At 69.8% G+C, this 11,349-nt stretch carries 9 protein-coding genes; 8 read left to right on the top strand and 1 reads right to left on the bottom strand.

Going from position 1 to position 11,349, the window contains the following annotated elements:
• The first annotated feature begins 20 nt into the window (after positions 1 to 20).
• The 6 genes from ribH (at position 21) to AC3WT6_RS10870 (ending at position 5,221) form a co-directional block, all read left to right on the top strand.
• Positions 21 to 536, top strand: a complete 516-nt coding sequence (gene ribH, locus AC3WT6_RS10895) for a 6,7-dimethyl-8-ribityllumazine synthase (protein ID WP_492653599.1) — start codon at positions 21 to 23, stop codon at positions 534 to 536.
• Positions 533 to 994, top strand: coding sequence for a transcription antitermination factor NusB (gene nusB / locus AC3WT6_RS10890; RefSeq protein WP_492653598.1), 462 nt, complete (start codon positions 533 to 535; stop codon positions 992 to 994). Before ribH ends, nusB begins: the two co-directional genes overlap by 4 nt.
• Positions 995 to 1,016: 22 nt before the next feature.
• On the top strand, positions 1,017 to 1,979 hold the full coding sequence (gene thiL / locus AC3WT6_RS10885) for a thiamine-phosphate kinase (protein ID WP_492653597.1): 963 nt from the start codon (positions 1,017 to 1,019) through the stop codon (positions 1,977 to 1,979).
• A 4-nt stretch (positions 1,980 to 1,983) separates the two neighbouring features.
• A complete protein-coding gene (gene murI / locus AC3WT6_RS10880) occupies positions 1,984 to 2,775 on the top strand; it encodes a glutamate racemase (RefSeq protein WP_492653596.1) in 792 nt (263 codons plus the stop codon).
• A complete protein-coding gene (locus AC3WT6_RS10875; RefSeq protein WP_492653595.1) occupies positions 2,768 to 3,274 on the top strand; it encodes a phosphatidylglycerophosphatase A family protein in 507 nt (168 codons plus the stop codon). Before murI ends, AC3WT6_RS10875 begins: the two co-directional genes overlap by 8 nt.
• A 117-nt stretch (positions 3,275 to 3,391) precedes the next feature.
• Entirely contained in the window at positions 3,392 to 5,221 is a 1,830-nt protein-coding gene (locus AC3WT6_RS10870; protein WP_492653594.1) for an acyclic terpene utilization AtuA family protein, read from the top strand.
• A 108-nt stretch (positions 5,222 to 5,329) separates the two neighbouring features.
• Here AC3WT6_RS10870 and AC3WT6_RS10865 read toward each other — a convergent pair whose 3' ends face one another.
• Entirely contained in the window at positions 5,330 to 8,821 is a 3,492-nt protein-coding gene (locus AC3WT6_RS10865) for an Rne/Rng family ribonuclease (protein WP_492653593.1), read from the bottom strand.
• A gap of 609 nt (positions 8,822 to 9,430) precedes the next feature.
• On the opposite strand from AC3WT6_RS10865, the gene AC3WT6_RS10860 reads away from it, so the two are divergent.
• Positions 9,431 to 10,501, top strand: a complete 1,071-nt coding sequence (locus AC3WT6_RS10860) for an RluA family pseudouridine synthase (RefSeq protein WP_492653592.1) — start codon at positions 9,431 to 9,433, stop codon at positions 10,499 to 10,501.
• Between the two features lie 180 nt (positions 10,502 to 10,681).
• Positions 10,682 to 11,347: an HAD-IA family hydrolase gene (locus tag AC3WT6_RS10855; protein WP_492653591.1), complete on the top strand. Its 666-nt coding sequence runs from the start codon at positions 10,682 to 10,684 to the stop codon at positions 11,345 to 11,347.
• The last annotated feature ends 2 nt before the right edge of the window (positions 11,348 to 11,349 follow it).

Genomic DNA, 11,349 nt, shown 5'->3' with positions numbered 1-11,349 from the left:
GCACGCCTCACCCCTCACGAATGAACAAAACAGGCTACGCCGCCCCCGCCAAGCCCGATGCCGTCGAGTTTTCCGACGCGCGCATCGCCCTCGTCGCCACCCGCTGGAATGTCGAGGTGGTCGACGCCCTGCTCGCCGGTGCCCGTGCCTGTCTCAAGGACTGGGGCGTGCCGGAGGACAGCATCGGCGAGTTTCGCGCGCCCGGCGCCTACGAGCTGCCGCTGGCCGCCGCGACCCTGCTGCGCTCCGAGACCGGCTATTGGGACGGCGTGGTGGCGCTGGGTGCGGTGATCCGCGGCGATACGCCACATTTCGACTTCGTCGCCGGCGAATGCGCGCGCGGCTTGATGGATGTGCAGCTCGCCACCGGCAGGCCGGTGGGCTTTGGCGTGCTCACCGTCAACACGCCCGCGCAGGCGGCCGAGCGCGCCGGCCCGGGCGAGGGCAACAAGGGCTATGAATGCGCGCAGGCGGTGCTGGAAATGATTCGCCTCAGCCGCCAGGCCAATGCCGAGATCGACGGAGATACCGAATGAGCGAAGAAAGCGCGCCGTCCTCGGCGCCGGTCAGCCGTCGCGGCCTGGCCCGCCGGGTCACCGCCCAGGCGCTGTACCAGTGGCTGGTCAACGAGACCTCGACCGAGCAGCTGCTGCGGCAGTTTCGTGAGCAGGACGAGGGCCTCGGCCGCGCCGATCCCGCCTACTTCGAGGCCCTGCTGCGTGGCGTGGTCGAGAATGCGCAGCCGCTGACCTTGGCGGTGGTGCCGCATCTGGACCGTCCGCTGCAGCAGCTGGACCCGGTCGAGCACGCCATCCTGCTGCTCGGCGCCTACGAACTGGCGCACGAGCCCTCGGTGCCCTGGCGGGTGATCGTCAACGAGGCGGTCAATCTCGCCAAACTCTTCGGCTCCGAAGAGGGCTACAAGTTCGTCAACGGTGTGCTCGACAAGCTGGCGCGCCAGCTGCGTCCGGCGGAAGTGCAGGACGGCAAGTAGGCGGACGGCCCAGGACGCGGCCGTGGACGAGTTCGAGCTGATCCAGCGCCATTTCCTCGGCCTCACTAGTGCCTGTGCTGGCGTGGTGCTGGGTATCGGCGACGACGCCGCTCTGCTGCAAGTTCCGGCCGGCTGCGAACTGGCGGTGAGCACCGATACCCTGGTCGCCGGCCGCCATTTTCCGCACCAGACCGCGCCCGAGGCGGTGGGCTGGAAGGCGCTGGCGGTGAATCTTTCCGACCTCGCCGCCATGGGAGCCGAGCCGCGCTGGTTCACGCTGGCGCTGACCCTGCCCGAGGCTGACGAGGCCTGGCTGGCCGGCTTCGCCGCCGGACTACGAGCGCTGGCCGAGCAATGCGGCATCGCCCTGGTCGGCGGCGACACCACCCGTGGGCCGCTGGCCATCGGCATCACCGTAATGGGCCTGGTGCCGGCCGGGCAGGCGATCCGCCGCAGCGGCGCGCGCGTGGGTGATTTGGTCTGCGTCACCGGCAGCCTGGGCGATGCCGCGCTGGCGCTGCGCCGCCTGGGCCTGGCGCCGCAGGGTGCCGCCGATAGAGCGCTGCGCGAGCGCCTGGACCGGCCGACGCCGCGCTTGGCGGCTGGCCTGGCCCTGCGCGGACTCGCGCACGCGGCTCTGGATCTCTCCGACGGCCTAGCCGGTGACCTGCGTCATCTCTGCGCCGCCAGCGGTCTGGGTGCCGAGCTGGCCGCCGAAGCGCTGCCACAGTCTGCGGCCTTCGCCGAGCTGAGCGTCGACTTGAGCGGCGCCGAGCGCTTCGAGTTGCAGGCGCAGGGCGGCGACGACTACGAGCTTTGCGTCTGCCTGCCGCCGGCGCGGCTCGCCGAGGCGCAGGCGCGGCTGGCAGCGCTCAATCTGCCGCTGACCGTGGTCGGGCGTATGCAGGCTGAAGAAGGTCTGCGCCTGCGTTACGCTGATGGGCAAAGCACTCCTATAACCGCCACCGGCTACCGCCACTTCTGATCCCATGTCCATCGCACCCATCGGCGTTTTCGACTCCGGCCTCGGCGGCATTACCGTGCTCAAGGAGCTGGTGCAGCGGCTGCCGCAGGAGGACTTCCTCTACATCGCCGACTCCGGGCACTGCCCCTACGGCGGCAAAAGTGCCGACGAGATCACCGCGCGCGCGCGGGCGGTCACCGAGGCGCTGCTGGCGCGCGGCGCCAAGCTGATCGTGGTGGCCTGCAACACCGCCACCATCGCCGCCATCGAGACCCTGCGCGCCGAATATCCGGTGAGCTTCGTCGGCATGGAGCCGGCGGTGAAGCCGGCCGCCGCGCGCACCTACAGCGGCGTGATCGGGGTGCTCGCCACCGGCGCGGCGCTGGCCGGCGAGAAGCTGCACAAGCTGATCCGCGAGCATGCCGGCGGTGTGCGGGTCATCACCCAGCCCTGTCCGGGGCTGGTCGAGCGCGTCGAGCTGGGCGATCTCAACGGCCCGCAGACCCGCGCCCTGGTCGAGCAATATACCGCGCCGCTGCTGGCGGCCGGCGCCGACGTGCTGGTGCTGGGTTGTACCCATTACCCCTTCCTGCGGCCGCTGGTCGCCGAGGTGGTGGGGCCGCGCATCGCCATCCTCGACACTGGCGAGGCGGTAGCGCGTCGCACCGAGGCGCTGCTGCAGGCCGAGGGCTTGCTGGTGGTGTCGCCGCTGCCGGGCAAGGTGCAGTGGTTCAGCACCGGCGATGCCGATGCCATGGCGATCATCGCCTCGCGGCTGTGGGGCAAGACCGTGCAGGTCGAGGCACTGAGTGACTGAGCAGCGCCAGCCGCGCGAGCCGGATGCGCTGATCCTGAGCACGCCCGAGCACCTGATCGCCTTCGGTTTCGGTACCGGCCTGGCGCGCAAGGCGCCGGGCACGTTCGGCACCCTGGTCGGCCTGCCGTTCTACTTCGCACTGCACTGGCTGCCGCTGCCGGCCTACGCGCTGGCTTGTGCGCTGCTGTTCGTCTTCGGCTGCTGGATCTGTGGACGCAGCGCGCATCTGCTCCAGGTTCACGACCACGGCGGCATCGTCTTCGACGAGATCGTCGGCTTCTGCATTGCCGCCGCGCCGCTGCTGGTCTACCCGGCGGCCTCGTCCTGGTGGCTGCTGTTGGTGTTCGCCCTGTTCCGCTTCTTCGACGTGCTCAAGCCCTGGCCGATCCGCTACTTCGACGAGAAGCTGCACGGCGGCTTCGGGATCATGTTCGACGACGCTCTGGCCGGGTTCGCTTCGGCGCTACTGCTCTGGGCCGCGCTGGCGCTGGTTTCCTAGATTCTCGGTAAGGAAACTTGTTCTGGTGCCCCGGCGCCGGATCATTCACACTGCGTCTGCTCTTCGAGTCCTGTTTCTGGGCTTTGAAGGCTTATGAATCAAGCAGCTGAGGCCATCATGAAAAACAGCGTACGGATCGGCGGAGCTTCCGCCTTCTGGGGTGACACCAATACGGCGGCGGCGCAGTTGGTGCAGAAAGGAAACATCGATTACCTGGTCTTCGACTACCTCGCCGAGATCACCATGTCGATCCTCGCCGCGAAGCGGATGAAGGACCCCAAGGACGGCTACGCCACCGACTTCGTCGAGCATGTGATGGCGCCGCTGCTGCCGGAGCTGAAAAGCCGCGGCATCAAGGTGGTCGCCAATGCCGGCGGTGTGAATCCCCTGGCCTGCAAGGAGGCGCTGGAGGCGGTCGCCGCCAAGGCCGGCATCGCGCTGAAGGTGGCGGTGGTGCTGGGGGATGACCTGCTGCCGCGCCGCAAGGAGTTCGCCTCGGCGGTGGAACTCGACGATTTCTCTGGCGTCCCGCCCCAGGGCGCGACGCAGGGCAGGCTGCTGCCACCGACCCTGGTGTCGATGAACGCCTATCTGGGTGCGATCCCCATCGCCCGCGCGCTGGACGCCGGCGCCGAGGTGGTGATCACCGGCCGCTGCGTGGACTCCGCCGTGGTGCTGGGGCCGCTGATGCACGAGTTCGGCTGGGCCGAGGACGACTATCCGCGCCTGGCGGCGGGCTCCATCGCCGGCCACATCATCGAATGCGGCGCCCAGTGCACCGGCGGCAATTTCACCGATTGGGAACTGGTGCAGGCCGGCTATGCCGACATGGGATTTCCCATCGTCGAGGTCGAGCCCAGCGGCGAGTTCGTGGTGAGCAAGCCCGAGGGCACTGGCGGCCTGGTCTCGGTACACACCGTGCTGGAGCAGATGCTCTACGAGATCGGCGATCCGCGTGCCTATCTGCTGCCCGACGTGAGCTGCGACTTCACCCAGGTGCGGCTGACGCAGGCCGGCCCGGACCGGGTGCGCGTCAGTGGTTGCCAGGGCTCGGCACCGACCGCCAGCTACAAGGTCAGCGCCACCTATCCGGCCGGCATGCGCTGCGCGGCCTTGTTCATGATTGGTGGCATCGATGCCGCCCGCAAAGGCCGCGCCTCGGCCTCGGCGGTGGTCGAGAAGGTGCGGCGGCAGTTGCTGGAACAGAAGCTGGGTGATTTCAGCGGCGTCGACATCCACTGCATCGGCGCCGAGGAGAGCTATGGCCCGCACGCCCGACCGGGGGCTGCCGCCAGCCGTGAGGTGGTGGTGAAGATCGCCGTCCAGCATCCCAATCCCAAGGCCCTGAAGTTGTTCGCCCGCGAGATCGCCCAGGCGGCGACCGGCATGGCGCCCGGCTTCACCGGCTATTTCGGCGGCGGTCGGCCGGAGCCGCACATGATCCCCAAGCTGTTCTCCACCCTGGTGCCCAAGGCGCAGGTCGGCATCGAGGTGGTGGTGGGCGAGCAGCGCTTCCCGGTGACCGTGCCCGCGGCTGGCGGCCATGTCGCGCCGGCCGAGGAGCCGGAGCTGACGCCGGTTCTGGATCTCACCGACGCGGTGAGCCTGCCGCTGATCCGCCTGGCCCTGGCGCGCAGCGGCGACAAGGGCGACCACGCCAACATCGGGGTCATCGCCCGCCGGCCGGAATACCTGCCCTATATCGAGGCCGCGCTGAGCACTGCGGCACTGCGTCGCTACTTCGCCCATGTACTGGCCGGCGGCGAGGAGGGGCGGGTGCAGCGCTGGCGCCTGCCGGGCAGCGACTCGCTCAACTTCCTGCTGCACCACGCGCTGGGCGGCGGCGGGGCCGCCTCGCTGCGCACCGATCCCCAGGGCAAGGCCTTTGCGCAGATGCTGCTGGATTTTCCGGTGGCGGTGCCCAGGGCACTGGCCGAGCGCCTGTAGCGCCCCGTCGGCCGAGGTCTGCGCCCGCGCTTGCGGGCTGTCGGCAACAACAACAAAAAAAGCCCGCCGGGAGCTAGGCTCCCGGCGGGCTTTTACCTGGTGTGACGCTTAGACCGGATCGGCCTTCGGCGTCTCTACCGTTTCGGCGGCGACTTCCGTGCCTGCGTCAGCCGCCACGGCCGGCGGCTCCACCGCCACCGGTGCGACTTCCGCCTGGGCTTCCGCCTGGGCTTCCGCCTGTGCTTCCGCCACCGGCGCAGGGGCTGGCGCCGGGCGCGGTGGGCGCGCCGAGGGGCCGGTTTCGCCGGTCACCAGCAGGCGCGGCAGAAAGTCGCTGCTGGCCGCGCTGGAGCTGGTCAGCGGGCCGCTGGCGAGCGGGCGTGTCACCGGCGTGTCGCCATTGGCCGAGGCCAGCAGGCGCGGCATGAAGTCGCTGTTGGCGCTGCGCGGCGGCAAGGGCGTGCTGGCACTGACGATCGACGGGCCGCTGTTGCGGCTGTCGCCGCCACTGACCACCAGCCGCGGCTGGTAGTCGCCAGCGGCGCTGGCGCGAGCGATCACGGCGGCACCGGCCACCGGCGTGGCGGCAGCAACCGCCGGGCGCGCCGGCTCGCTGCCTTCCGGACGGCGCGGGCGACCGCCCGCACCGGCTGCTGCTGTCGGTGCCGACGGGGCAGGCTCGGTAGCTTCCAGCAGGGAGGCCTGCACCGGCAGGGCCGCGACCGGGCTGGGCGCGCTGGCGACGATCTCGGCGGTCAGCACCGGTTCCGCCGCGGCGACGACTGGAGCCGGAGCCGGAGCCGGAGCGGGTTGAGGCGCCTGAATCGGTGCAAGTACCGGGCTGGTCTCGACTACCGGCTCGGCAGCGGCGGCGACCTCGACCGGCTGGGCTTCCGGCAGCTCGCCCACCTCGTTCGCGTCCTCGCCAGACTCGGCCTCGTCGCTCGCCGCGCCTTCGGCTGCCGGGCGCTCGCCATTGCGACCGCGACCGCCACGGCGGCGGTTGCGGCGGCCACGCAGGCTGCGGCCACCGGGCACAGTGTTGTCGCGCTCGCCATTCTCACCACCGGCGTCGGCGCCGGTTTCAAGGGTGACGTCCTGGACTTCGTCGGTGCCGGTGCTGGCGGCTTCGGTCGGCACGGCGGCCAGGCTGGCAGCCGGAGCGGCGCCACCGATCAGGCCCGGGCGGAAGCCGGTTTCCGGCGGCAGCGGCGGCAGCTCCACCGGCAGCGCGGCGACTGGCGACTCGGTCGTGGCCGGGAGGGCGCTCAGAGCGACCGCCGCCTCGCTGCCGGGACGCGGCGGACGACCGCCACCATCCCGTGGCGGGCGACCGCCAGCGGCCGACTCCGGACGCGGTGGCCGGCCGGCGACTTCGGCGGCGTCGCGCGGCGGGCGGGCGCCGTCGTTGTTCTGCGGACGCGGCGGACGGCCGGCCTGTTCAGAGCCAGCACCCTCGCGGGGCGGACGACCTTCCGGTCGCGGACCGCGCTCGCCCTGAGGCGGACGCGGCGTCTGGGCCTGCGGCTGGCCAGCGGCGGCATTCGCCGCCGGTTGCGCCTGCTGCGCCGCCGGACGGCCATCGCGGCGCTCGCCCTGCGGACGCGGCTCGTTGCTGTTCTGCGGGCGGCCATCGCGGCGCGGCTGGTTCTGACCCTGGGCCTGCGGCTGAGCGCCGGGCTGGCCGGGGCGACCGTCGCGGCGTGGCTGCTCCGGACGCTGGCCGTCACGACGGCCCTGCTCGTTGCGGCCACCATCGCGGCGCGCATCGTTGCGGCCTTCCGGCCGGCCACTGCGCTCCTCACGCTTGCCGTCGCGCTTCTCGTCGCGGCGCTTGCCTTCGATGACCGGCTTGGCGCCGAAGCCGAAGACATAGGCCAGGCGTGCCCAGAAGCTGTCCTTGGTGCTGCTCACCACCTGCATCACCGGCGCCGGTGCCGCGACCACCACCGGCGCGGCCGGGGCGGGAACCACCATCGGCGGCGGGGTGGCCGGCTTGATGCCCTGCACCGCAGCCTCCGACACCGGCTTGCCGGCGGGGACGGTGACGATCGGCATGCTCAGCCGCTCGTCGGCCTTGAAGTCGGTGGGGATCTTGTAGCTGACCGCGTTGTTGTTGTCCTGGTCCAGATGGTCGCCGCGGATGCGGTTGATCTGGAAGTGCGGCGAGTCCAGAGTTTCGTTCGGCACCAGGGTGACCGCGACCTTGCAGCGGGCCTCGATCTCCTGAAGATTGGCGCGCTTCTCGTTGAGCAGGAAGGTGCCGACATCGACTGGCACCTGCGCAACGACGCGGGCGGTCTTGTCCTTCATGCCCTCTTCTTCGATCAGGCGCAGGATCGACAGCGCCAGCGACTCCACACTGCGGATGTGGCCGATGCCTGAGCAGCGCGGGCAGGTGATCTGCATGTGCTCGGCGAGCGTCGGACGCAGGCGCTGGCGCGACAGCTCCAGCAGGCCGAACTTGCTGATCTTGCCGAGCTGGATGCGGGCGCGATCCATTTCCACCGCGCGCTCCAGGCGCTTTTCGACTTCGCGCTGGTTCTTGTTCGACTCCATGTCGATGAAGTCGATCACCACCAGGCCGCCCAGGTCGCGCAGGCGCAGCTGGCGAGCCACTTCCTCGGCGGCTTCCAGATTGGTCTTGAACGCGGTTTCCTCGATGCTGCCGCCGCCGGTGCTCTTGGCGGAGTTGATGTCGATCGAGGTCAGCGCTTCGGTGTGGTCGATGACGATCGAGCCGCCGGAGGGCAGGCGCAGCACCGATTCGTGCGCGGCCTCGATCTGGCTCTCGACCTGGTAGCGGCTGAACAGCGGTACCTCGTCACGGTAGAGCTTGAGCTTGGCGAGGTCGGCCGGCATGGTCGCCTCCATCTGCTCGCGCGCCTGGGTGTAGACCTCGTGGTGGTCCACCCAGACCTCGCCGATGTCGGGGCGCAGGTAGTCGCGCAGCGCGCGCAGCACGATGTTGTTTTCCTGGTAGACCAGGAACGGCGCCGGCTTCTTGGCCACCGCATCGGTGATCGCCTTCCAGATCTCGGCGAGGTAGTTGCAGTCCCACTGCAGCTCTTCGGCGGTGCGGCCGACGCCGTTGGAGCGCACGATCACGCCCATGCCGCTGGGCAGCTGCAGGGCTTCCAGGGCTTCCTTGGTTTCCTCGCGGGCCTCGCCCTCGGCGCGGCGGGAGATGCCGCCGGCGCGCGGATTGTTGGGCATCAGCACCAGATAGCGGCCGGCCAGGCTGACGAAGGTGGTCAGGGCGGCGCCCTTGTTGCCACGCTCTTCCTTCTCGACCTGGACGATCAGCTCGGTGCCTTCGGCCACCAGCTCCTTCATGTTGCTGGAGCTGTTGGGGGCGCCCGGCTTGAAATAGCTCTTGTGGATTTCCTTGAGCGGCAGGAAGCCGTGGCGCTCGGCGCCGTAGTCGACAAAACAGGCTTCGAGCGAGGGCTCGACGCGGGTGATGCGACCTTTGTAAACGTTGGATTTTTTCTGTTCGCGAGCGGCGGTTTCAATATCCAGGTCGATCAGACGCTGGCCGTCCACGATCGCCACGCGCAATTCCTCGCGCTGCGTGGCGTTGATCAAGATGCGTTTCATGTAAGTAGAGCCTTGTTTGCGCGCCCGGGGGGCTGGCAGTGCGGATCAGTACCCGTTGCGGCACGCCTGGCATGTGGGGCGTGGACGGCTCGGCACGGCCTCGGGTTCCCGCCGGCGCGCGCCCGGCAGCGAAGCTCAGGCCGCAGAACGCGGCGAGCAGGCTGTACAGGGCAAGCAGGGCGGGGAAGTCGGGGTGCACGTCGTTGGGTCTGGGTTCGCGCCGCGAGTGCGGGCGTTTTCTGGGGTGAAGCGAAACCCCGCGCGGTGAAAAGCGGCGCGGGCGTGAAATCGAATGTTGAAGCTGGCTTTGGGCTTAAGGGCTTTCGTCGCTTATGCTGCGAGCCAATCTTCTTATTGAGCCGCTGCCCGAAATCGGTGCGGCGGGTAATAGTGCCACAATCTCCCCGCTCAAAAAAACCGCAGACCCGTTCAGCAGCGCCGTCGGGCAAAAAATCAGCACCGGTGGCCCGTCGCGGCGCCGGTCGGCAGGAGACTGGCAGTGGCAACCCCCCACGCAGCAAGCCCGCCCGCGCCGGCAAGCCGGCGGCTGCGGCCAAGCCGGCCCGCAGTACCAAACCCGCTCGTAGTGCCAAGCCGGCCCGCAGTGGGATGTCGGTAGCGGGGCGGGGCAAGACCGCGGTCCGTGGCGCCGCGGCGCCAGCCGCTGCGGCCCGTGGCCGGGCCAAGCCCAAGTCCGACACCCTGCGCTCGGCCTATGGCGCGCTGAAGGTGCCCAAGGAGGCGCTGCCGCCACCGGAGCGCCAGGAAGTCCGCCATGTCGGCATTGACGCCAGCTCCGACGGTCAGCGGCTGGACAACTTCCTCCTCAAGCAGCTGCCGGGCGTGCCGAAGTCGCACATCTACCGTCTGCTGCGCTCGGGCCAGGTGCGCGTCGATGGCGGCCGGGTGAAGGCCGACCGCCGGCTCTCGGCCGGCGAGCAGGTGCGCATCCCGCCGGTACGCATGGCCGACCCGCGCGAGCCGGTGCGGCCGCCGGACCGGGTGCTCAACGAGCTGCGCGAGGCGGTGATCTTCGAGGATGCCAACTACCTGGTGCTGAACAAGCCGCACGGCATCTCCGCCCATGGTGGCACCGGCCAGCTCTACGGCGTGATCGAGGCGATCCGCGCCTGGGACAAGTACGAATACGTGGAGCTCTGTCACCGTCTGGACCGCGACACCTCCGGCGTGCTGCTGCTGGCCAAGACCCGGCCGGCGCTGCTGCGCGCCCAGCGGGCGTTCAAGGACGGCGAGATCATCAAGCGCTACTTCGCCCTGCTGATCGGCAAGTGGCGCGGCGAGGACCGCGATGTGGACGCCGCTCTGGTCAAGACCCGGCTCGGTGACCAGCACCATGTGCAGATCGACGAGGACGGCAAGCCGTCCAAGAGCCGCTTCTCGCCGCGCGCCAAGTACCGCGACACCACGCTCTGCGAGGTGGAGATCTTCAGCGGCCGCACCCACCAGATCCGTGTCCACGCCCTGGCGCTGGGCCACCCGGTGGCCGGCGACGCCAAGTACGGCCAGCGCGACGACAACCTGCCGCTGCGCGAGCGTGGCCTGAAGCGCATGTTCCTGCACTCGCACTTCCTGCAACTGCCGGCGACCGCCGACTTCCCGAAGATGCTGCTGAACGCGCCGATGCCGGACGAGCTGCGCAACTTCCTGCAGAAGCTCTGAATCTGGCTGCTGCCCGATGTCCCGGCCTTACGACCTGCTGATCTTTGATTGGGGTGAGCCGGATCAGACGATCTGCCTTGAATGGCAGATCGTCCCGGCGAACGCCCGGCCATGGATGGCCGGGCCGGGGGTGCGCGAACCGCTGCAGCCGCGCCAGGGATGGCTGGAGCGGAGTCGACCGTGAACAGACCGTACGACCTGCTGATCTTTGATTGGGACGGCACGCTGTCCGACTCCGCCCAGCTGATCGTCGACTCCATGCAGGGCGCGATCGCCGCCCTGGGTTTGCCGCCGCGCCAGGACGAGCAGATCCGCGAGCTGATCGGGCTGAGCCTGAGCGACGGCATGGCGCGCCTGTATCCCGAGGCGGAGCCTGGCGAGGTGCTACGCCTGCTGGAGAGCTATCGCCGGCAATGGCTGGGGCCGGCCGGCGGCGGCGCCAACGAGGCGCCGCTGTTCGACGGTGCCCAGCGCTGCCTGGAGAGACTGCACGGGGATGGCTATTGGCTGAGCGTCGCCACCGGCAAGTCGCGCCCCGGGCTCAACCGCTCGCTACGCCACCACGCCGAGTTGCGGCCCTTGTTCATGGTCACCAAGACCGCCGACGAGACTGCCAGCAAGCCTGATCCGCTGATGCTCAGGGAGATCCTCGCCGAGCTACAGGTGCCTGCCGAGCGCGCGCTGATGATCGGCGACACCGAGTACGACGCGGCGATGGCGGCTGCCATCGGCATGCCGGCGCTGGGTGTGGCCTGCGGAGTGCACGAAGCCGGGCGCATCCGTCGGGCCGGCGCCTTGGCGGTGATCGACTCGGTGCAGGCGCTGCCGGACTGGCTGCGCGGCTGAGG

The sequence above is a fragment of the Stagnimonas sp. FW305-C-60 genome, assembly GCF_058782965.1.
This window is presented reverse-complemented; position numbering and strand designations above follow the sequence as displayed.

Excerpts from the sequence above, each read along its gene's own strand:
- AC3WT6_RS10870 (WP_492653594.1), top strand. The coding sequence starts at position 3,392 with ATGAAAAACAGCGTACGGATCGGCGGAGCTTCCGCCTTCTGGGGTGAC.
- nusB (WP_492653598.1), top strand. The coding sequence starts at position 533 with ATGAGCGAAGAAAGCGCGCCGTCCTCGGCGCCGGTCAGCCGTCGCGGC.
- ribH (WP_492653599.1), top strand. The coding sequence starts at position 21 with ATGAACAAAACAGGCTACGCCGCCCCCGCCAAGCCCGATGCCGTCGAG.
- AC3WT6_RS10860 (WP_492653592.1), top strand. The coding sequence starts at position 9,431 with ATGTCGGTAGCGGGGCGGGGCAAGACCGCGGTCCGTGGCGCCGCGGCG.
- murI (WP_492653596.1), top strand. The coding sequence starts at position 1,984 with ATGTCCATCGCACCCATCGGCGTTTTCGACTCCGGCCTCGGCGGCATT.
- AC3WT6_RS10865 (WP_492653593.1), bottom strand. The coding sequence starts at position 8,821 with ATGAAACGCATCTTGATCAACGCCACGCAGCGCGAGGAATTGCGCGTG.